The organism is Vitreimonas flagellata, assembly GCF_004634425.1.
In the GTDB taxonomy this organism is placed as follows: Bacteria; Pseudomonadota; Alphaproteobacteria; order Caulobacterales; family Aquidulcibacteraceae; genus Vitreimonas; species Vitreimonas flagellata.
The window spans coordinates 172306-191757 of the sequence record NZ_SBJL01000003.1 but is presented as its reverse complement, the minus strand read 5'-3'; the positions used below and the strand labels follow the sequence as shown (position 1 = coordinate 191757).

Sequence of the window (19452 nt, the reverse complement as noted above, 5' to 3'; positions counted from 1 at the left end):
CCGTTCGTCGTTCCGACAAGCCGGCCGGTGGGCAGGCCCTGGATGAGGAGACAGGCGATGCGCGTGATGGTGTTTTCGAAAGCGAATGAGGCGCAGCCGATGGAGCCGACGCCGGAGATGGTGGAAGCGTTCGCGGCGATGGATGGTTTCATCGAGGCGCTCGTGCAGGCCGGCGTGTTCGTGGCCGCGGCCGGTTTGAAGCCGACGGCGCAGTCCAAGCGCGTGTTGTTCGACGGGCGCGGCGGCGCAGCTGCGATCGACGGGCCGTTCACCGAGACCAAGGAGGTCGTGGTTGGCTTCTCGATCTGGGAGGTCAAGGACATGGACGAAGCTTTGGCTTGGGCCAAACGCATCCCCGCCGCGATGGCCGGGGAAGTGGAGATACGGCCGTTTATGGAGGCGGCGGATTTGGAAGGATTTGTGTCGCCGGAAGAGATGAAGGCGCCGCGCGATGGCGAGCGCGGGAAGCTTGGGGTGGCTTGAAAGAGCGTCTATTCGCCGATTGCAGACGTGGCGTTCAATCAGTGTGCGTCTAGGAAGCGCTCACCCGCATCCGTCCAGCGTCCGTGCCGCGTGTCGTCGGAAACCAGACCGTACTCGGCCAATAGCGTCATCGCCTGTTCGCCCGCGCTCATACACACATGATCCAAGCCGCCGTCTTCGACGCTCAAGTATTGTTTGACCATCCAGGCCAATGCGCCGAGGAGCTGCTCCTCTCGCTCGCTAGCGGGCGTTATGGGCATGAGTGCTGCTCCCAACAAATCGCGACGATGACACGTTGGCTTCCGCTCGCGGCCAAGAGCGGAAACCCAAAAACAAAAACGCCCCGGCTTTCACCGGGGCGTTTCCGTTTCAGCTTTCGCTCGAACTTAGTTCGCGGCCGCAGCCACAGCGGCGGCCGGGTCGACGCGGACGCCGGGACCCATTGTCGTCGAGAGCGCAACCTTCTTCACGAACGTGCCCTTCGCGCCGGTCGGCTTGGCCTTCGCAACAGCATCCACGAACGCTTTCACGTTCTGCAGGATTTGCTCTTCCGAGAAGCTCGCCTTGCCGACGCCGGCGTGGACGATGCCCGCCTTCTCGACGCGGAATTCCACCGCGCCGCCCTTAGCGTCAGCAACGGCCTTCTTCACGTCCATGGTGACGGTGCCGACCTTCGGGTTCGGCATCAGGCCGCGCGGGCCTAGCACCTTACCGAGACGGCCAACGAGGGCCATCATGTCCGGCGTGGCGATCAAGCGATCGAAATCGATCTTGCCGCCATTGACGGTCTCGAACAGGTCGTCCGCACCGACGATGTCGGCGCCGGCGGCCTTGGCCTCTTCAGCCTTCGGACCCTTGGCGAACACAGCAACGCGCGCAGTGCGGCCCGTGCCGTTCGGCAACGAGCAAACGCCGCGGACTTGCTGGTCCGGGTATTTCGGATCGACGCCGAGGTTCATCGAAATTTCGACGGTCTCGTCGAACTTCGCGCTCGCGCGTTCTTTGATGAGCTTCACGGCTTCGGAAAGCGTGTGCAGCTTGCGGCTATCGATATTGGCGTGGCTCTTGGCCATGCGCTTTGTGGTCTTGGCCATCTGCTTACTCCACCACCTGCACGCCCATTGAGCGCGCAGTGCCTGCGATCATCTTCGCGGCTTGATCGAGATCGGCGGCGTTCAGATCTTTCTGCTTTGCCTTGGCGATATCTTTGCACTGGGCCATCGTGATCTTGCCGACCACGTCGACGCCCGGCTTCTTCGAACCCGAACCCGGCTTCTTGCCCGGCTTCAGACCAGCGGCCTTCTTGATCAGGAACGACGCCGGCGGCGTCTTGATCTCAAAGGTGAAGCTCTTGTCTTGGTAGTACGTGATGACGACCGGGCACGGATCGCCCTTGTTCATGTCCTGCGTACGGGCGTTAAAGCCCTTGCAGAATTCCATGATGTTCAGACCGCGCTGACCGAGCGCGGGGCCGATCGGGGGCGAAGGGTTCGCTGCCCCGGCCGGCACTTGGAGCTTAATCTGCCCCAGTACCTTCTTAGCCATGATTTGCCTCGCTTTTCGCGGGACGATCCTTTCGAACCGGCCCGCCTGAGGGATGCGTGGTCCGGGCGGCTAAACCCCTCCCACGCGGGAAGCGCGCGGCTATAGCGGAACGATCGGGAATTGTCGAGGCGGCTAGCCGGACCCGAACAGCGCGCGCGTCAGGTTAATCACGGCCGCCATGACGGTAATCCAGACCTCGGCCAGCAGCCGCCCCATGCCCAGGGCAAACAGCACCAGCAGCAGGAGCAGGCCGCCCACGCAGGCCGCGGCGACCACGAACAGCGTTTGGCGCTGGCGTTCAGGCCGTTCTGGCGCGCTGGGCATGACCTCCCCTAGGTTGGCGGCGATGGCGGGCGCCCACCATTGGTCAGCAACGCCACCTCCGCCAGCACAATCGGCAACGTCCACGACCCAGGCGCAGCGATATAGCGCGGCTCCCAACGCGGGCCGAACTTGTCCTTGAACATGCGCAGGCCTTGGAAGCCGTAAAACTGCTCGCCGTATTGATGCACGAGCCGGCCAATGCGGGCGAACAGCGAGGCGTATTGATCGGTCGCCAAGCCGGCGAGCGGCGCCATACCAAGATCGAACGTGCGAAGCCCCCGTGCTTGGCTCCAGAGCAATATCTCGGTGAAGAGAAAATCCATGAGCCCGTGGGCGCCGCGTTCGGGATCGAAGCGCATCAGATCAAGCGCGCCGCGCTGGCCGTCCGCCGTCAGCCAGAGATTGGCGAAGGCGATGATCTCGCCGTGCTGACGCGCGATCGCGATAGGATTGCGCCGCAGATAGTCCGGATCGAACGCGCCGAGCGAAAACGCCTTCTCCTTGCCGCCATGCGCTGCGAGCCACGCGTCGGAGACTTTGCGCAACTCGTCCCACAAGGCAGGTGCGTGCGGAGGTTCGAACACTTCGAACACCGCGCCTTCGCGTTCGACAAAACGGCGGCGCGCCGATCGGAGCTTCTGCTTGGCCGTACCCACCATGGTGAACGTCGTCAGATCGACAACGGCGTTTTCGCCCACTTTCTCGACACGAAAGCCTGCATCCAGAAGGTCAGGCAACAATTGCGGCGGCGCGGAATAGACGACAGGTCGCAGCGAGAGCCGCTCCGCTTGCGTGCGCAAAGCGCCAAGCGCTCCACGCCAGCTCGCCCGCTTGCCGACGGGCGGGCCCATCGCGATCAAGCTCGTGCCACCGCGCGCGACCATCATGAAAGCGCCGTCGACGAAAACGAAACTCTTGTCCCCGCTGAAAGCGAGTTGGGCATCAGGAAGCGCGTCTTCCGCCTTGGCGATGAGCGCTTCGGCGCGTGCGAAATCCTCTCCGGCCGGCGGCGGCGGCGCTTGACGCGGGCGCTCCAACAGAAAGTGCCAAGCCACCAATCCGAGCGCCGCGATCGCGCTCAGCGCCAATGCGCGGCCAGGGCGGCCAAGATGCTCATCCGTTAGCAGCGACCACCACGGCGCGTCGGCAAATTCGGGCCGCCCGCCTGCCCACAATAGAGCGCCCACCAACGCCACGCCAAACGCCGCCGCGATCGCCAGCGCCACACGCGAGTCCGGCGTGAGTTCGCCCAAACGCGAGTGCCGGAAGAATGCCTTGCGCGTTAACGCCAAGGCGAGCGCAGCACTGCCAGCGCAACTCGCCGCCACCACATGCCCATGCCGAAACGCTGCGTAGAGACAGATCGCCGTGAGCAGCGCCAGCGTAAACGCCCACGCGGTGTCCACGCGCTTACGCAAGCCCGTCGCCAAACCCATCAGGGCGAGACCCGCGAGGCTCGCGCTTATTTCGGGGAGTTCGCTGACGAAGCGCTCGACGCCATCGATGCCACGAATGCGCGGCAACGCCGGCGTCGCCACCGCAACGATCGTGAACAGGCCTGCGAGGAACGCGATCGCCGCAAACACGTGCGGCGCAATTTCGAAGATGCGCGCGCGCCACGCCTCCCAGCGCGCATTAGTCTCATTCGTCGCGGACGAGTCAGCCATGCGCCTCTTTTAACGCGGCCGCCTCAATAGCGCACGCGCAGCTCAAACCCCAGGACGCGGCCTTTGTTGAGCGGCGAAAAGGTCGGCGGCGGCGAACCACCGCCGATGATGGTGTCGTTGCCCCAGGTGGCTTCGTCCAACAAATTCTCACCATAAGCCGCCAGCGACCAGCGGCCATCGGCCGGGCCATAGGCAATGCTCGCCTCGACCATATCGGCCTCGGCCAAGCGGCCAACATTGTTGTCGCTGTAGAACGCCGCGTCGCGGTGATTGTACGCCAGCCGCGCGCTCACCTCGCCGCCCGCGAGCGGCGTCACATAATCGACGCTCACGCCATAGGACCACGGCGCCACGCGCGGAATTTCCAGGGCGAGATCACGCTCATCGATGATGAGGTCGCCGGTGAAATCGGTGAACAGGCGATCATATTCGCCGTGTGTGTAACCGGCGTACGCAGCGAGCGTGAGCCCGTCCGTCAGCGCATAGCGCGCCTCTAGCTCTGCGCCCTCGATCACAGCATCACCCGCATTCAGCGTAGTTTGCTGCACGACCGAAATGCCCGGCACGTTGGTTTCGCGCTGCATATTGTCGATCGTGTTGTGGAAGAGTGCGAGGTTCACGCGGCCACGGCCTTCCGCAAAATCCTGCTTCCAGCCAAGCTCAATCGCCTCCACTTCTTCCGCGTCATAGGTGCGTGGCGGTTGCGCGACCGTCGCCGTGCCCAGCGACGCCACACGGAAGTTCACACCGCCCGAACGGAACGCGCGCGACCACGACGCATAAATGTTCGTCGTGTCATTCGGCCGCCATTGCAGCGCCACGCGCGGCGAGGCGTCATTCCATGAGAGTGAGTACGGCGCATCCGAGAAATTGAGCGTGCGATCATCGATGCTGCCGCCAACAACGCCTTCGCCCGGCACAACCAGCGGCCCATCGAGATTGTCCGTCGCGGCGCGCACGCGCGAGATGCGTGCATCTTTTTCTTCGTGCGTGTAGCGCAACCCGGTGCTTAGCGTCAGCGTATCGCTCAAACGCCAATCAACATTCGCAAAAGCCGCAGCCGTCGAAAACTCGCCTTGCCCACCGCCAACCCGGCAGAGTGCGGCGTCGAAAGGTCCACAACCTGAGCCCGGCACGGCGGCGGGCGAAAGGTTGCGCTCATCGATATAGAGTACGTCCTGCTCGAAATAATAGAGCCCAGCCGTTACGTCCGCGATTCCAAACGTGCCGGCGTAGCGCAGCTCTTCACTCCATTGCTCCTGCGTGTTCAGCACGCGCGTATGGAACGTGAAGTTCGGCGTAGAATCGATATCAGCGCTCCACGGCACTTCGACCGAGCGCCAACCAACAATGTTCGTCACCACGCCATCGCCGAACGCGACATTCCAATTGGTCTCAAGCGTCGCTTGCTCCCAATCGGTCGCCGCATAGCCGCTATTGTTGATCGCGAAATCGAACGAGCCACGATCGAACAAAGCATGGTTCTGACCCGCCGGGCCGTCGCCATCGACAAAGCCCTGCTCCGCGCGCAGCAAAAATTCCAGATCGCGCGTCGGCGTGAAGCGCAGCGTGCCGCGATAGATGCTGGTTTCATTCTCTCCGAATTGGGACCCGTCGAAATCGTTCTCGAACCAGCCTTCATCGTTCGCATGATAAAGCGCCAAACGGCCCGAGAGCACGCCTTCAGCCAGCGGCCCGGAGATCACGCCTTCGGTGATGACGTTAAGCCCCGTTTCCACCGCAACGCGGCCGCGCATTTCAAACACGTCCGTGGGCGCGGCTGAGCGCACGAGCACCGCACCGCCCGTCACGTTGCGACCATAGAGCGTGCCTTGCGGGCCGCGCAGCACTTCGATCGCTTGCAGATCGAAACCCTCTGTGATCGAGCCCGCGTTCACGCCTTGATACACGCCATCGACAAACACGCCGACAGCTGGATCAGTTGCGAGAATGGAGGAATTCACGCCAACGCCGCGGACGGTGAAATTGGCAATGCCGCGCGCCGTCGCAATATCTTCGAGCTGCACGTTCGGCATCGCATAGCTCAAGCTCTGCAAATCTTCGACGTGACGGCGCGCGATGTCGTCAGCGCCAAACACGTTGAGCGCGAGCGGCAAATCTTGCGCGAGCGTATCGCCGCGTTTGTCGGCCATCACGACGATCTCGTCGCTCTCTTGCGCGAACGCCGGCGAAACGCTCGCTACAAACGCGCACGCCACCAAAACGTTGAGCCGCATGCTTTGCTCCCGCCACATCAATTGCACGCGCGCCTCCTGACCTGCAGCGCCGCACAGCGCAAAACATTTCCCGTCAGCGCCGAATTGAGCCGCTTTCTCGACGCGAGACTTGCGCTAAAAGGTGCACAAATGGTGCGATTTGCTTTTCTTGCTGTGATGGCGGCTCTATCGCTGACTCCTCCGTCAGCGAATGCGCAAAGCTTGGCGTCGTGGGCCGAGCAGCAGCCCACACTGGCGCAGGTGTATGCAACGTATCCGACGCGCGCGCTCAGCGAAGGCGTTGAAGGGCACGTGCATTTGCTCTGCACCGTGCGCGACGATCGCACGCTCGATTGCGCCATTCACAACGAAACGCCGCTTGAGTACGGCTTCGGCGCCGCCGCGTTGCGCCTGTCGGCGCTCTACATTGCAAGCGCGGACGATCCGCGCGTCGCCGTCGGCAATCGCGTGACGCTTCCGATCGCTTACAGAATGGCTGACTAGCGCAGCTTCTCGACCTGGCCGTATTCCAGATCGACCGGCGTTTCGCGACCGAAGATCATAACGGCGACCTTCAAGCGGCCCCGCTCTTCATCGACCTCCGAGACCAAGCCTTCGAAGCTTTGGAACGGACCATCCGACACGCGCACGCGCTCGCCGGTTTCGAAATTCACCACTGGACGCGGCTTGGCCACGCCCTGCTCGGCGACGCGGCCGAGAATGCGCTCGACTTCCTTGTCGCTCACAGGCTGCGGCTTGTTTTGCGTGCCGAGGAAGCCCGTGACTTTCGGCGTGTTTTTCACGAGGTGATAGGCCTCGTCGGTCATTTCCATCTTCACGAGCACATAGCCCGGGAAGTGGCGATGCTGGCGCACTTTCTTAGACCCGCGCACGACTTCGGTGACTTCCTCGGTCGGCACCTGGATGTCTTCGAATTGCGCCTCAAGGCCTTGTCGGCCAGCTTGATCTCGGATCGCTTCAGCGACCTTACCTTCGAAATTCGAGTAGGCGTGAACGATGTACCAGCGGGCGCGGCCTGAAGAGGCGCGCGGTGCAGCTTGGGTTTCTTGAACTTCAACCATGGACATCAACCGAGATTCAAAAACCACGCAATGAGATTGCGGAGGATCAAGTCGACAAGAAAGAAAAACACCGCCGCCACCGACGTCATGATCAGCACCATGATGACGGACACCGTAACTTCCTGGCGCGTGGCCCAGGTGACCTTGCGTGCTTCCGCGCGCACTTCGCCAAAGAACTTGAACGGACCGCCGCCTTTGCGCCGCGGTTCACCATCTTGATCGGCCGTTTCCATCGACATGCGTTTTCTTCGTGTTCCTGTTGTCGTCGGCATTCACATCGTACCGGCTCGCCCCGACGACAAGCAGGCAATGGCAGGAGTTGAGGGACTCGAACCCACGACCCTCGGTTTTGGAGACCGATGCTCTACCAGCTGAGCTAAACTCCTACACGCCTGTTTCTACAGGGTTTTTCCGCAAAATGCCGACGTGAACCAGGGTTTACGCAGGGACAAAAGTGCGCGCCGAGATTTCCGAATAGCCGCATTTTGTGGAAGGCGACCTTCTAGTCCGGGCCAAACGCCGATGCAAGGCCAGCGTGGGCGCCTCAACCACAGCACCCGCGCAGCGCCGATGACGCCTCCAATACCACAAAGCGGCCCAGTATCCGCGTCCGCTCGGCCAGATGACCTAGCCCCATTGGCATTCGCTGCCTTTGCCTGCGCTTTCCGTTGGCGCACGAGGTCCGAGTCTGATCTTGGTGGGAACTACGCCTCCTCTCCGGAGATCATCAGAGCCGTGCCAACGACAGCGAGCGCAGAACCGCGCCACCTTACGGCGCTGGAGCAGAGCGCGCGGCTGAACGCGCGCATCGGCTGGATACGCCTTCCTATCGTCTTTGCCTTTGGCGGCATGATCGTCGGCCTCGCTGACAGCGGGCTGGGCCTCGGCTGGCTGGCGCTGATGCTGCTGATCGAGCGCGGCACGACCTGGATCAGATCGCGCATCGCCGCCGGCGACCAGCGTCTGCGCAAGCCCTATTTCATCGCGATCGGCGCGATCTCGGCCATGTGGGTCGCCGGCTCACTTCTGCTCTGGAACGCGGACACCGAAGTCGCGCGCATGGCGGCGGTTGTTTGCTTGCTGGTTACAGCGCTCGCTGGCATCGTCGGCGGGCAGAAGGATGCTCGCGTCTCCGCTTTGTTGTTGGGGCCGCCGCTCAGCGCATTCTTTCTGCTGCTATCTCTGCACCTCAGCGCACACGCGCCGCCCCTCGCCGCTTTTCTCGGCATGGTCGCCACCATGGGCGCCTGTATCTCCGTGGTGACCTGCGCGATCGCGCTGCGCGCATCAGACCGAAACCTGATGCACAAGAACGAAGAACTAGAGCGCGTCACGCGCGCACTCGCGGAAAGCAATGCGTTCCTGGAGGAAACCACCGCCGTCGCCAAGGTGGGCGGCTGGCGCTTCGAACCGACAACGCAAATCTTACAATGGAGCCCCGAGACGCGGCGCATCATGGAATTGGGCGAAGGCGTGCAGCCCGATTTACAACTCGGACTTTCGCTCTACGCGCCCGAAGCACAGCCCGTCATTGTCAAGGCTCTGCGGGACTCATTGATCTCCGACGCGCCCTGGGTGCGTGAATTGCCGCTCGCATTGCCGAGCGGAAAACAGAAATGGGTCCGCGTCACCGGCAAGGCCGTGACCGAGAACGACGTCAAAGTGATCATTGGCGCCTTTCAAGACATCACCGAGCGCGTGCGTCTTGAAGAAGAGCTTCTGCAAGCACAGAAGCTCGAAGCCATCGGCCGCCTCACTGGCGGCGTCGCGCACGATTTCAACAATGTGCTGACAGCGATCCTGAGCTCCGCCGAATTGCTCGAAAACGCGCCCGAGCAACGCACGGCGCACCTCGGCGCGGCCATCGCGAAAGCCGCGACGCGCGCCGGCGACCTCACCACGAAGCTCCTCGCCTATTCGCGCCGGCAAGTGCTCAATCCAAGCGCACTCGATCTCAACGTCGCCGTCGAAGAAGCGATCGCGCTGCTCACGCCCATGCTAAGCGACAAAATAGAGATCAAGAGCGCACTGCACCCCGAGCCGCTTTGGGCGATGCTCGATCCAGCACAACTCTCGAACGCGATCCTCAATCTCGCCATCAACGCCGCCGACGCGATGCCCGAAGGCGGCGTATTGCATCTGGCAACGACGCAAGATGCGGACGGCCGCGCGCGTCTTGAATTCACCGACACAGGCATCGGCATGAGCCCCGAGATCGCCGCAAAGATTTTCGACCCGTTCTTCACCACCAAGAGCGCCGGCCTCGGCACGGGCCTCGGCCTTTCCATGGTGCATGGGTTCGTCAATCAATCCGGCGGCGCGATCGAGGTCGAAAGCTCGCCCGGCCAAGGCGCGCGCTTCACGTTGACCTTCCCGCCGTCAGACGCCGCACCTGTTCCGCGCGTTCTTGCGCATGAGCGCGCGCAGCTCGACACGCATACACGTATCCTCCTGGTGGACGACGATGACCTCGTCCGCGCCGCGATCACGCACATGCTGAGAGAGCACGGCTTCGACGTGACCGCCGTGGCGACGCCGAACGCCGCTTTGGAAGCGATCAGCGCCGCACAATTCGATCGCGCTATCATTGATGTCGCGCTCGGTCCCAACGAATCCGGCGCCGACCTCGCACGCGATCTCGCCGTCCACGCGCCCGACATGAAGATTCTGCTGATCTCTGGCTACACGCAGGAAAAACTCGACGCCGATACGCGCACGATCTCATTCCTGCAAAAGCCGTTCACGCACCAAGCGCTGCTTGACAGCCTCGCCGCGCTGCAAGCGCCAAGATTGGCGCGGATGACAAGCGTCTAAGCGCCTCACCGAATTTCGATGCGACGCGCCGTCAGCGTTGCGGCGCACGCAGGCGCGTGCTTCTTCTTGGCTCCTCAACACCGGTTACGCTGTGGAGCCCATCTTGATCGATCTTCCCTTCACGCTGCCGTGCGGCGCAATTCTGAGGAACCGGCTTGCGAAAGCAGCGATGACTGAAGGCCTCGCCGACCCACAAGGCCGGCCCACGCCAGAGCTTGATCGTTTGTACGAGATTTGGGCGCGCGGCGGTGCGGGCCTGCTTCTCTCCGGCAACATCCAGATCGACGCGGACCATCTGGAGCGCCCCGGCAACGTAATCATTGATCGCGAGCCGGACGCGACCATGCGCGAACGCCTCTCTAGTTGGGCGCGCGCGGCCACGAGCAATGGCGCTCATTTCTGGGCGCAGATCAGCCACGCCGGGCGCCAAACCATGACAAGCGTCAACCCGCACCCGAAAGCGCCGTCGGCGGTGAAGCTTGGCCTGCCAGGCGGGCAATTCGGCGAACCTGTCGCCATGAGCGAAGCCGACATCGCGAACGTGATCGCCGGCTTCGTGCGCGCGGCGCGCGTGTGCAAAGAAACAGGCTTCACCGGCGTGCAAGTGCACGCCGCGCACGGTTATCTCATCTCGCAATTCCTGAGCCCCCGCTCCAATCAACGCACGGACCAATGGGGCGGCGCACTCCAAAACCGCGCACGCTTGCTGCTTGAGGTCGTCAACAAAGTACGCGCAAGTGTGGGCGCTGAATTTCCCGTTTCGGTGAAGCTCAACAGCGCCGATTTTCAGCGCGGCGGCTTCGCTTTCGAGGACAGCTTACAAGTCGCGAAATGGCTGGAGCAAGCGGGCGTCGATCTCATCGAGATTTCCGGCGGCACCTACGAGCAACCCAAATTGCTCGGCATCGAAGGATTGGAGCCGCCCGAAGCGCAACGCAACGTCGCGGCCAGCACGATCGCGCGCGAAGCCTATTTCGTGGACTTCGCCAAGGCGATGAAAGCCGCGGTATCGACGCCGCTCATGGTGACGGGCGGCCTTCGCACGCGTGCGGCGATGGTGGAGACATTGGGGTCAGGCGCCGCTGACGTCATCGGCCTCGGCCGCCCACTCTGTGTCGCGACCGATGGCCCGAACGCGCTTCTAAACGGGGCAGCCGAGTTGCCGCGCGCGGAAAACGAATTGGCGTTGTTGCCCTCGCGGCTACGCTTTCTCACGCGCATAAAATCGATCCGCGCCATTGACGGCTTCGCCACGCAATATTGGTTTTATGCGCAGATCTACGCGCTGGGCCGCACCGGCGCCACAGCGCCCGAGCGCAGCGTGTTCGCCGCACTCAACGAAGTGGAAGCCACGCACAAGAATTGGCTTCGCGCCCGTCGCGGATGAGCGCAAAGCCAATTTCAATTAGCCGGCGTCGTAGAGAACTTCCCAGATGTGGCCGTCCGGATCGGTGAAATAGCCCGAATACGAGCCTTCGTCGTCTTCGGCCGGCGTCACTGCGCCCGCGCCAGCAGCCTTTGCCTTCGCGAGCAGCGCATCGACGTCGCCGCGGCTATCGGTGAAATAGCTGAGGATGGTTTCCGACGAACCTTTGCTCGCCGCGCCGTGGCCGACGCTTTCGACATACACGCCGAACTCGCTACGTTGCAGCAGCACGAGATAGACGCCGTCGAGATCGAACGCTGCGCTATCTTCATCGGATTCTTCCGGCGTGAGGCCGAGCGCTTTGTAGAAGCCCACTGACTTTTGCAAATCATCGACCGGAACCGTGACGCAAGAAATCGCTGCAGGCATACTACCCTCCACAAATCGACGCCAAACGCGTCCCGGGCAAAGGGAGTGAATCGATTTGCCGTGGCCGACAAGGCGCATTCGCGCCTGTTTGCGCGCTCTCCACCGCTCTGCGCGAGCGACGTTTGGCGATGCATTTCGATTGTGAAATTCACGACACGGCCAGCGCGCCAACGCAGCATCGAGACACGCTGCGACGCGCTCGGCCGCCAATTCCCCAAATGCGCGAATTTCGCTTTGTTTATCGCAGCTTAAGCTGTGTCGCTGGTGCATCGCCCATGGTTAATCGTCGATAAATGTGAGGTACGGAATTGCTCCCGCCACGGCGCGCGCCCATGTGACGGCCACTCACCAGAACGGGTGATCTCAGACAGGGGTAAAACCTAATGCGTAATTGGATTATCGGTGCGGCCGCCGTGCTGGCGCTCGCCGTGCCGGGCGTCGCCGCGGCCCAGACGGGCTACGTTGGCGCCGTCGTCAGCAACACCGAATTCGACGCCGGCGACGATTTCGACGCTTACGGCGTTGAGGGTGCTGTTGCGTTCGCTGGCTCGGGCTCGATCGTGTTCGAAGTCGACGCCGCGCTCAGCGACAGCGACGACACCGACACGGGCTACGGCCTCGTTGGCCACGTTTACAGCCGCAACGACAGCCGCCTGATCGGTGGTTTCGTCGGCGTCGCTGGCTCGGACGACTCCGAAACCTGGACGGTCGGCGTCGAAGCCGCGAAGTACTACACGAACTGGACCCTCGCTGGCGCCGTCGCTTACGGCAACAACGACGATTTCGGCTCTGACGGCTGGGGCGCGAACGCCGAGGCCCGTTACTTCATCAACGACAACTTCCGCCTGAACGGCAACATTGGCTGGGCCACGATCGATTATGACGGCTTCGGCGAAGACGACGCGTTCAGCTACGGCCTCGGCGGCGAATACCAATTCGCCTCGCTCCCGGTCAGCGTCGCTGCTGGCTGGAGCCACGTCGAGTTCGACGAAGTGGACACCGAAGCCGACACGCTGTCGCTCGCGGTTCGCTACAATTGGGGCGGCACGCTGCGCGATCGCGATCGCAATGGCGCAAGCCAAGCCAACGTGCTCGGCAGCCTCGGCAGCGCTTTCGGCCTCTAAGCTGACGCAGCCAAACGACCTCTAGTAAAACTGCTCAACGCCCCGGCTTCGCCGGGGCGTTTTTTCTTGGCGCGGTATTGTTTTGCTCGCCTGTGGATTGTCGCCAGAAGCGCCGCCACAGCGCCGCTTTTCCGCCTCCATCATTATGTTTTCATTCATAAATCTGTTGCGCCGGAAGCACAGTGCGGAACAAGTCGCTGAATCCACTGCAGCGTGTATCTAGGTCGCGGTCGCAGATCATCCCACCTAGCGGTCAGCCGATAAACGGCGACCTCTAAGGGGAACCCTCATAATGAAAAAGTATCTGCTCGGCGCCGCCGCGCTTCTCGCCATCGCAGCACCCAGCGTCGCTGCTGCGCAAAATGGCTATGTCGATCTGAGCTACCAATCGGCCGAAGCCGATGTCGGCGGTCTCGAAGCTGACGGCGAAGGCTGGACGCTTGGCGGCGCGACCTCATGGGGCGGCGACGGCACGTTTGGCGTGCAGCTCGACGCGCTCGTGGGCGAAGCCGAAGATTCTTCAAGCTACAATGTTGGCGGCCACCTCTTCACCCGCAACGGCAATTACCTGTTCGGCGGCTTCGCCAATTACGGCAACACCGACGTTGACGGCGGCGACGAAGTCGACGCCTGGACCGTCGGTCTCGAAGGCCAATATTACCTCTCGCGCACCACGCTCGACGCCGCGCTGTCGTACGGCGAAGGCGACGACATCGACGCCGAGTTCACCGGCCTCGATCTCGGCGCGACGCACTTCCTCACCGACAATTTCTCCTTCAGCGGCGGCGTCGGCTTCGGCTCGATCGAAGGCGCTGGCGATGAGGCGGACGTCATCAGCTATGGCCTGGGCGCCGAGTACCAATTCGCCTCGGCCCCGATCAGCCTCTTCGGCGGCTGGCAGCATGCCGAAATCGACGACGCTGACGCTGAAGCGGATTCGCTCAGCGTTGGCGTGCGCTATAATTTCGGCGGCCAGACGCTGCTGGAGCGCAATCGTTCGGGCGCCAGCCTGTCGCGTGGCGGCGGTCTCGGCCGTTTCGCTGGTCTGCTCTAAGCACTAAATAGCGTTAACTGAATATTTACGCCTCGGTCGTTTCGCGACCGAGGCGTTTTCTTTTTGAATTGCAGGTAAACGTCGATGGGTATTGAGGAATTTCGACCATTTCCGACACAAATACCTTTGATTAACCATAACAATATGTGACAACGGCGCCACGTACTACCGAGTACCTGGCCAATACCTCACGATCTTGCTTTCGAAACCGGCGCCCCTCGCCTAATTTGCGCGCAGCCGCACAGACGGCGCACCTTTTAGGGGAATCTTACATGAAGAAATTTCTGGTCGGGGCCGCCGCCGCCGCCGCCATTCTCGCGCCTGCGATGGCGTCTGCTGAAACCAATGCGGTTGTCGGCATCCAGTACGGCAACACCGAATTCGACAGCTTCGACTTCGACGCTTACGGCTTCAACGGCGCCCTGAGCCACGATTTCAGCAGCACGTTCCTGCAATTCGATGCCGAGTATAATCGCGTTGACGCTGGCGGCTGCTGCAACAGCAGCGGTTATGGCGCCATGCATTACGGCGTGCGCAACGACAGCTATGCCTTCGCCGGCGTGGTCTCGCTGAACGACTTCTTCGGCTTTTCAGGCCTAGGCTATGGCGTCGAGGGCGCCATGTATTTCGACAATTTCGTCGTCAATGGCGCGCTCGGCCAGATCGACTTCTCAGATTTCGATCTGCAGACGACCACGATCGCGGCAGATGCGTCTTACTTCGTCACGCCAAACTTCGCCGTGAATGGCCTTATCAGCCATTCGGAAGGCGAAGACGGCATCGACGCTGACTGGACCACGTACGGCGTCGGTGGCGAATGGCGTTTCTCAGGCCCGACGAGCGTCACGTTCGGTTATCGCACCACCGAAATCGAAGACGAAGATTCCGACGCTTGGACGATCGGCCTGAACTTCGATCTCGGCACGGGCTCGCTGCAGGAGCGTGCGACTTCCGGCCCTGGCATGTCGGGCGGGCGTGCCCTCGCCGGCGGTCTGGCGGCGATCGTTCCGTAAGCGCTCAGCGCATCCTTTTCAAACGACTGCGCCCCAACCGTGAGGTTGGGGCGCTTTCTTTTGCGCAGTCCTCACCGCTTGACGCGACTGTCTCCGCCCTTTATTTAACCGTTACGTTAATTGCCTAATCGGTTAAATGCAACCATCTGATCCCCTCTCCGAGACACTGTTCGCCCTCGCCGACCCCACTCGCCGCGCCATCCTCGCGCGGCTGGCCGAGGGCGAAGCGACCGTCAACGAGATCGCCGCGCCTTTCGACATCAGCCTCCCCGCCATCTCGCGGCATCTCAAAGTGCTTGAGCACGCCGGCCTCATCTCTCGCGGTCGCGACGCGCAATGGCGCCCGTGCCGCTTGGAAACGAAGGCGCTGCAGAACGTTGATGCTTGGCTTGAATCTTACCGGCGCTTCTGGACCGGCAGCTTCGACAAAATGGATGCCTACATCGCCAAACTCAAAAACCAGGACACGCCGAAATGAGCGCCACCCTTGCCGACGACGAATTGCTCATCACGCGCACGTTCGATGCATCACCTGCTTTGATGTTCTCGCTCTGGAGCGACATCAATCACTTCCGCAAATGGATGGGGCCCGAAGGCTTCAATTGCGAAGAGATGGAGATGGATTTCCGCGTCGGCGGAAAATATCGCGGCATGATCCGTTCCAAGGAGCACGGGGATAATTGGTTTCACGGCGAATACGTCGAGATCGATCGCCCGCATCGGCTCGTCTTCACCTGGCGCTGGGAGCAAGGCCCCGCGTCCGACACCAACACCACGATCACCATCACCTTCCGCGAAGAAGCGGACGGTCGCACCACGCAGATCTTCCATCAGACGCCATTCACCAGCGTCGAACGCCGCGACTCTCACGTCGGCGGCTGGACATCACTCTTCAACAAGCTCGCGGCCTACGCGGCGCAACATCAAGGGAAGGACTAATCATGCCAAAATTCATGGCGCTTTATGTCGGCAGTCCAGACGCGTTCGCGCGCTCCGGCTGGGACAAACTCGATGATAAATCGCGCAAAGAACGCGAGATCGCAGGCATGCAGGCCTGGGGCGCGTGGCAAGAGAAGAACAAGAGCGTGTTGGCCGATGAAGGCGGCCCGCTCGGCAAAACCAAGCGCGTCGATGTAAAAGGCGTGAGCGACATTTCAAACGCCGTCGCCGGCTATGTCATCGTGGAAACCGCTTCGCACGATGCCGCCGCGAAGCTCTTCGAAAATCACCCGCACTTCTCGGTCTTCCCCGGCGACGCCGTCGAAATCATGCCGTGCAATCCGATCCCAACAATGGACGACCTGAAATGATCACGATCTCCGCTTTCCAATGGGCGCCGGATTTCGCGCAAGGCCAAGTGCGCGATCTGCGTGTGCGCTGGGCGCTCGAAGAAGCCGGCCTGCCGTATCAGTCACGACTGCTCGCGATGGGCGATCAAGACAAACCCGAATACCGCGCGCTGCAACCGTTCGGCCAAGTGCCGATCTTCGAAGAGAACGGCTTCGTGCTTTTCGAGTCCGGCGCCATCGTGCTCCACATCGGTGAACGCAGCGAAACGCTACTGCCGAAGGATGCGGCGGCGCGCGCACGCGCGACGCAATGGCTGATCGCCGCGCTCAATTCGATAGAGCCGTTCATTCAGCAGGTCGCGTCCATTGATCTTTTCTACAAGGATCAAGAATGGGCCATCCTCCGCCGCCCGAGCGCGGTTGAATTCGCATCTTGGCGCTTAAAATGCCTCGCCAACAATCTGGGCGATAAGCGCTATCTTGATGGCGAGCGCTTCACCGCCGGCGACCTGATGATGGCCACGGTGCTCCGCATCATGCCGGAACTCACCAACGCAGAGCCGCGCCTCAAAGCCTACGTCGAACGCTGTACCGCCCGCCCCGCCTTCAAGCGCGCACTCGACGCACAGCTCAGCGATTTCAATAAAGCAGCTTGAAAATTGAAAGGGCCGCTCAATCGAGCGGCCCTTTTGCTTAGTTCGATGGCGGCGCGAAATGCGCTGCGCTGAAGCGAGAGCGCGGCGGGGCCATTGTGCCGGTCGCGGCGGACACGTTAATGCTGTAGCTCGCGCCGCTGCACGCGCCGGGCGTCGCCGGGACAGCGCGATTGAACGCCATCAACGCCGCGTATTCGTATACCGAAGCATCAAACACGCCGCCGCGCCCAAGCGGCACGACCTCGATCTCGCCATTACGACGGCCCAGGCCGACCAATTCGATATTGGCATCGCCGCGCAGCGTGAAATTGCGCGGGCCATCGAGGCGCACCGCAATGTAGTGCGCGCCTAATTGCTCAACGCGCCCGCGCGGCGACCACGAACCGAGGCGGCTGATCGTGCCATTCAGCGCAACCGAACGATCGAACAATGGCGCGAGATCATAATCGCGCGCGAAATTCTGCACGCGCCAACGCTGGATCGCGTCCGGGGTCGTCGTGCCCACCTCGGCCAACGTCCGCGACATCGTCTCCATGCCATCGTACGTCACGGCATTTTCCCAAAGCCGCACCACGATGCGATCGCCATGCGCGTCGGCAAGCGATTGCAGCAGCGTCCATTGGCTATAATTGTGGCCGCGCTCGTTTGTCGTCCAGCACCGCTGCGGCGCTTCGTAATCGGTCTCGACATAGCCGGACGCATCCTGATCCGTGCCGACCGTCGCCACTTCGACCCACGACGCCGTCGATTCATAGAGCCATTGTAGACCCTCCTCTGAATCGTAGCCGTATTGGATCATGTGGTTGAGTTCGTGCGTCGCGGTCGCGCGCATCAAGCTCAAGGGCGACGCCTTCTTGCCCATGCCTTGGAAATCATTGTCGATCACGAACACACCGCGCGCCGCCGCCGTCTCGCGCGCGTTCGGGGTGTTGGGATTGTCAAACACCACCTGCACGGGCTTGGTGTAGCCCATATTGCCCAGCGCATCGGCGATGTAAGCGCGATAGCGGCCGTCGCTATCGCGAACCGGCGCTGCGAAGCCCAAGCGCAATTGCGCGTCGAACACTTCCTGCAACACCAGGGCCGTCGCCTGCGCATACTCCGCCGTTGAAGCGTCGCGGCCTTCCGTCGTGTAGATCACCTGGAAATCCTGCGTCTCGATCACTTGCTCGGGGCCGCTCATCGCCACTTGGTTTTCGAACTGCGCCTGCAGCTCGTCCACAACCGAGGCATCGACCGACGATAGCGTGAGACGAAAGCGCCCGCGGCTGTCGCCCTGGCGATAGCGCGACACCACAGCCGTGTACGCGCCCGCGACTTGCGCGGTGAACGCCACCGCCGAGTTCAGCGAACCATCGCCGCGATCGTCATTGAGCGCGACGGGATAGCCATCCGGCCCATTCACGCGCAGCACCGGATCAAGATTGCCGTTGGTTGTGTCCAGAACGCCAAGCACGGTCTGCCCGGCCGCGAGTTGCACCTGATATTCGAACGAGGTCTGCGCATTGGTGATTTCGCCTTCGTGCGCAGCGATCTGCGGACCGTCGATCGCGGCGAAATTGAATGGCGCCTGCGCGTTCGCGTCGGTCGCCATCGAGAGCACGAAATTGCCGACCGCGTTGCCCGAGTACGAACTCGCCACCAATTCGTAGCGGCCCGTCGCGCCCACACGATACGCCAAGCGCGAATTGAGGGAGCCGTCGCCGGAATCGTCGTTCGACGCCACAGCGGTCCCGCTTGCGTCATTCAGCGTCAACGTCGTGTCGAACCCTTCGGTCAACGCGAACGTGGACGCCACAAATATGTCTCCATCGCGCAGCTCGATCGGATAGCGCGCTTCGGTGCGGCGGCGATCGAGCGAGACCGTTTCTTCGCGCAACACCTGCGCCGCGTCGGACAAGCCAAAGTCCACGCCATAGGACACGTTCAACGTAAACGGCCCGGTCGCGCCATTGTAGCCGGTCACGACAGCCGTGTAGGCGCCGCCCGTCGTCGGCGCGTGCACGATGCGCGACGAGAGCACGCCGGGTTGCTGGTCATCGTTCTCGGCAACGCGCCGGCCATCCGGCCCATTCAGCGTCAGCACTGTGTCGAGGTTCGTGCTCGAAGAGGTCGTCAGCGTCACGATCTGGCCGGCTTCGAGCTGAATGTTGAAGCTGGCGCGTGCGCCCCGTGCGCTGAGATTGCCCTCGAATGTACGTTCAGCCGAAGATTGGCCGACCGCACTCGATGTCATGAGCACAATGGCGACAAAAGCGATCAACGCGCGCATAGATTCCCCGCTACTTGCCGGCCGAACCGGCGCTCCCTCGCCACTATGGTTGGCACACTTCGCGCGCGGCCGGAACAGCCCAAAGCAAAAGGGCCACTCTTGCGAGCGGCCCTTGGTG

21 protein-coding genes and 1 tRNA gene are annotated in these 19452 nt (G+C 62.1%); 11 read left to right on the top strand and 11 right to left on the bottom strand.

The window, feature by feature from the left end; genetic code table 11:
- Positions 1-57 precede the first annotated feature (57 nt).
- Entirely contained in the window at positions 58-483 is a 426-nt protein-coding gene (locus EPJ54_RS13770) for a YciI family protein (RefSeq protein WP_135212316.1), read from the top strand.
- 38 nt (positions 484-521) lie between these two features.
- Here EPJ54_RS13770 and EPJ54_RS13765 read toward each other — a convergent pair whose 3' ends face one another.
- The 6 genes from EPJ54_RS13765 to EPJ54_RS13740 form a co-directional block, all read right to left on the bottom strand.
- On the bottom strand, positions 522-743 hold the full coding sequence (locus EPJ54_RS13765) for a hypothetical protein (RefSeq protein WP_135212315.1): 222 nt from the start codon (positions 741-743) through the stop codon (positions 522-524).
- A gap of 126 nt (positions 744-869) precedes the next feature.
- Complete coding sequence (gene rplA, locus EPJ54_RS13760; RefSeq protein ID WP_135212314.1) at positions 870-1577, bottom strand: 50S ribosomal protein L1; 708 nt, start codon at positions 1575-1577, stop codon at positions 870-872.
- A gap of 4 nt (positions 1578-1581) precedes the next feature.
- Positions 1582-2028 carry a 50S ribosomal protein L11 gene (rplK, locus tag EPJ54_RS13755; RefSeq protein ID WP_135212313.1) on the bottom strand — a complete coding sequence of 149 codons (447 nt, stop codon included), beginning with the start codon at positions 2026-2028 and terminating at the stop codon, positions 1582-1584.
- A 132-nt stretch (positions 2029-2160) separates the two neighbouring features.
- Positions 2161-2352 (bottom strand): hypothetical protein, encoded by a 192-nt coding sequence (locus tag EPJ54_RS13750; protein ID WP_135212312.1) that lies wholly within the window; start codon positions 2350-2352, stop codon positions 2161-2163.
- An 8-nt stretch (positions 2353-2360) separates the two neighbouring features.
- On the bottom strand, positions 2361-4019 hold the full coding sequence (locus EPJ54_RS13745; protein WP_135212311.1) for a phosphatidylglycerol lysyltransferase domain-containing protein: 1659 nt from the start codon (positions 4017-4019) through the stop codon (positions 2361-2363).
- A gap of 23 nt (positions 4020-4042) precedes the next feature.
- Positions 4043-6256: a TonB-dependent receptor gene (locus EPJ54_RS13740; protein ID WP_167755729.1), complete on the bottom strand. Its 2214-nt coding sequence runs from the start codon at positions 6254-6256 to the stop codon at positions 4043-4045.
- Positions 6257-6385: 129 nt separating this feature from the next.
- Between EPJ54_RS13740 and EPJ54_RS13735 the strand changes: the two genes are divergently transcribed.
- Positions 6386-6739, top strand: coding sequence for an energy transducer TonB (locus tag EPJ54_RS13735; protein ID WP_135212309.1), 354 nt, complete (start codon positions 6386-6388; stop codon positions 6737-6739).
- Here the strand turns inward: EPJ54_RS13735 and nusG are convergent.
- The 3 genes from nusG to EPJ54_RS13720 all read right to left on the bottom strand — a co-directional run bounded on the left by nusG (position 6736) and on the right by EPJ54_RS13720 (position 7703).
- Positions 6736-7323, bottom strand: coding sequence for a transcription termination/antitermination protein NusG (nusG, locus tag EPJ54_RS13730; RefSeq protein WP_167755728.1), 588 nt, complete (start codon positions 7321-7323; stop codon positions 6736-6738). The two genes, EPJ54_RS13735 and nusG, sit on opposite strands and share 4 nt — an antisense overlap.
- Positions 7323-7556 (bottom strand): preprotein translocase subunit SecE, encoded by a 234-nt coding sequence (gene secE / locus EPJ54_RS13725; protein WP_239590934.1) that lies wholly within the window; start codon positions 7554-7556, stop codon positions 7323-7325. The genes nusG and secE overlap by 1 nt, the downstream gene beginning before the upstream one ends.
- Before the next feature lie 71 nt (positions 7557-7627).
- Positions 7628-7703: transfer RNA gene (locus EPJ54_RS13720), tRNA-Trp, on the bottom strand.
- A 349-nt stretch (positions 7704-8052) separates the two neighbouring features.
- On the opposite strand from EPJ54_RS13720, the gene EPJ54_RS13715 reads away from it, so the two are divergent.
- Together EPJ54_RS13715 and EPJ54_RS13710 are read left to right on the top strand one after the other, a co-directional pair.
- On the top strand, positions 8053-10131 hold the full coding sequence (locus tag EPJ54_RS13715) for an ATP-binding protein (RefSeq protein WP_167755727.1): 2079 nt from the start codon (positions 8053-8055) through the stop codon (positions 10129-10131).
- Positions 10132-10234: 103 nt separating this feature from the next.
- Positions 10235-11518 (top strand): NADH:flavin oxidoreductase/NADH oxidase family protein, encoded by a 1284-nt coding sequence (locus EPJ54_RS13710; RefSeq protein WP_135212306.1) that lies wholly within the window; start codon positions 10235-10237, stop codon positions 11516-11518.
- A gap of 18 nt (positions 11519-11536) precedes the next feature.
- Here the strand turns inward: EPJ54_RS13710 and EPJ54_RS19880 are convergent, their stop codons facing one another.
- Positions 11537-11926 (bottom strand): VOC family protein, encoded by a 390-nt coding sequence (locus EPJ54_RS19880; protein WP_167755726.1) that lies wholly within the window; start codon positions 11924-11926, stop codon positions 11537-11539.
- A gap of 383 nt (positions 11927-12309) precedes the next feature.
- Between EPJ54_RS19880 and EPJ54_RS13700 the strand changes: the two genes are divergently transcribed.
- From EPJ54_RS13700 to EPJ54_RS13670, 7 genes are all read left to right on the top strand, one after another.
- On the top strand, positions 12310-13050 hold the full coding sequence (locus tag EPJ54_RS13700) for a hypothetical protein (RefSeq protein ID WP_135212304.1): 741 nt from the start codon (positions 12310-12312) through the stop codon (positions 13048-13050).
- A 292-nt stretch (positions 13051-13342) separates the two neighbouring features.
- Entirely contained in the window at positions 13343-14104 is a 762-nt protein-coding gene (locus EPJ54_RS13695; protein WP_135212303.1) for a porin, read from the top strand.
- A gap of 272 nt (positions 14105-14376) precedes the next feature.
- The gene (locus tag EPJ54_RS13690) at positions 14377-15117 is read left to right on the top strand and encodes a porin (RefSeq protein ID WP_135212302.1); all 741 of its coding nucleotides are present in this window, start codon (positions 14377-14379) and stop codon (positions 15115-15117) included.
- 136 nt (positions 15118-15253) lie between these two features.
- Positions 15254-15595, top strand: a complete 342-nt coding sequence (locus EPJ54_RS13685; RefSeq protein ID WP_135212301.1) for an ArsR/SmtB family transcription factor — start codon at positions 15254-15256, stop codon at positions 15593-15595.
- The gene (locus EPJ54_RS13680; RefSeq protein ID WP_135212300.1) at positions 15592-16056 is read left to right on the top strand and encodes an SRPBCC family protein; all 465 of its coding nucleotides are present in this window, start codon (positions 15592-15594) and stop codon (positions 16054-16056) included. Before EPJ54_RS13685 ends, EPJ54_RS13680 begins: the two co-directional genes overlap by 4 nt.
- Before the next feature lie 2 nt (positions 16057-16058).
- Positions 16059-16427, top strand: coding sequence for a YciI family protein (locus EPJ54_RS13675; RefSeq protein ID WP_135212299.1), 369 nt, complete (start codon positions 16059-16061; stop codon positions 16425-16427).
- On the top strand, positions 16424-17062 hold the full coding sequence (locus EPJ54_RS13670; RefSeq protein WP_135212298.1) for a glutathione S-transferase family protein: 639 nt from the start codon (positions 16424-16426) through the stop codon (positions 17060-17062). The genes EPJ54_RS13675 and EPJ54_RS13670 overlap by 4 nt, the downstream gene beginning before the upstream one ends.
- 37 nt (positions 17063-17099) lie before the next feature.
- Here the strand turns inward: EPJ54_RS13670 and EPJ54_RS13665 are convergent, their stop codons facing one another.
- Positions 17100-19334 (bottom strand): DVUA0089 family protein, encoded by a 2235-nt coding sequence (locus tag EPJ54_RS13665; RefSeq protein ID WP_135212297.1) that lies wholly within the window; start codon positions 19332-19334, stop codon positions 17100-17102.
- Between the last annotated feature and the right edge of the window lie 118 nt (positions 19335-19452).

What these genes read in the sequence shown, in the direction of transcription:
- EPJ54_RS13700 (WP_135212304.1), top strand. Translation starts at nt 12,310, where the DNA reads ATGCGTAATTGGATTATCGGTGCGGCCGCCGTGCTGGCGCTCGCCGTG.
- EPJ54_RS13740 (WP_167755729.1), bottom strand. Translation starts at nt 6,256, where the DNA reads ATGCGGCTCAACGTTTTGGTGGCGTGCGCGTTTGTAGCGAGCGTTTCG.
- EPJ54_RS13735 (WP_135212309.1), top strand. Translation starts at nt 6,386, where the DNA reads ATGGTGCGATTTGCTTTTCTTGCTGTGATGGCGGCTCTATCGCTGACT.
- EPJ54_RS13695 (WP_135212303.1), top strand. Translation starts at nt 13,343, where the DNA reads ATGAAAAAGTATCTGCTCGGCGCCGCCGCGCTTCTCGCCATCGCAGCA.
- rplA (WP_135212314.1), bottom strand. Translation starts at nt 1,577, where the DNA reads ATGGCCAAGACCACAAAGCGCATGGCCAAGAGCCACGCCAATATCGAT.
- EPJ54_RS13665 (WP_135212297.1), bottom strand. Translation starts at nt 19,334, where the DNA reads ATGCGCGCGTTGATCGCTTTTGTCGCCATTGTGCTCATGACATCGAGT.
- EPJ54_RS13690 (WP_135212302.1), top strand. Translation starts at nt 14,377, where the DNA reads ATGAAGAAATTTCTGGTCGGGGCCGCCGCCGCCGCCGCCATTCTCGCG.
- EPJ54_RS13750 (WP_135212312.1), bottom strand. Translation starts at nt 2,352, where the DNA reads ATGCCCAGCGCGCCAGAACGGCCTGAACGCCAGCGCCAAACGCTGTTC.
- EPJ54_RS13765 (WP_135212315.1), bottom strand. Translation starts at nt 743, where the DNA reads ATGCCCATAACGCCCGCTAGCGAGCGAGAGGAGCAGCTCCTCGGCGCA.
- EPJ54_RS13685 (WP_135212301.1), top strand. Translation starts at nt 15,254, where the DNA reads ATGCAACCATCTGATCCCCTCTCCGAGACACTGTTCGCCCTCGCCGAC.
- rplK (WP_135212313.1), bottom strand. Translation starts at nt 2,028, where the DNA reads ATGGCTAAGAAGGTACTGGGGCAGATTAAGCTCCAAGTGCCGGCCGGG.
- EPJ54_RS13770 (WP_135212316.1), top strand. Translation starts at nt 58, where the DNA reads ATGCGCGTGATGGTGTTTTCGAAAGCGAATGAGGCGCAGCCGATGGAG.
- nusG (WP_167755728.1), bottom strand. Translation starts at nt 7,323, where the DNA reads ATGTCCATGGTTGAAGTTCAAGAAACCCAAGCTGCACCGCGCGCCTCT.
- EPJ54_RS13745 (WP_135212311.1), bottom strand. Translation starts at nt 4,019, where the DNA reads ATGGCTGACTCGTCCGCGACGAATGAGACTAATGCGCGCTGGGAGGCG.
- EPJ54_RS13670 (WP_135212298.1), top strand. Translation starts at nt 16,424, where the DNA reads ATGATCACGATCTCCGCTTTCCAATGGGCGCCGGATTTCGCGCAAGGC.
- EPJ54_RS19880 (WP_167755726.1), bottom strand. Translation starts at nt 11,926, where the DNA reads ATGCCTGCAGCGATTTCTTGCGTCACGGTTCCGGTCGATGATTTGCAA.
- EPJ54_RS13675 (WP_135212299.1), top strand. Translation starts at nt 16,059, where the DNA reads ATGCCAAAATTCATGGCGCTTTATGTCGGCAGTCCAGACGCGTTCGCG.
- EPJ54_RS13680 (WP_135212300.1), top strand. Translation starts at nt 15,592, where the DNA reads ATGAGCGCCACCCTTGCCGACGACGAATTGCTCATCACGCGCACGTTC.
- secE (WP_239590934.1), bottom strand. Translation starts at nt 7,556, where the DNA reads ATGTCGATGGAAACGGCCGATCAAGATGGTGAACCGCGGCGCAAAGGC.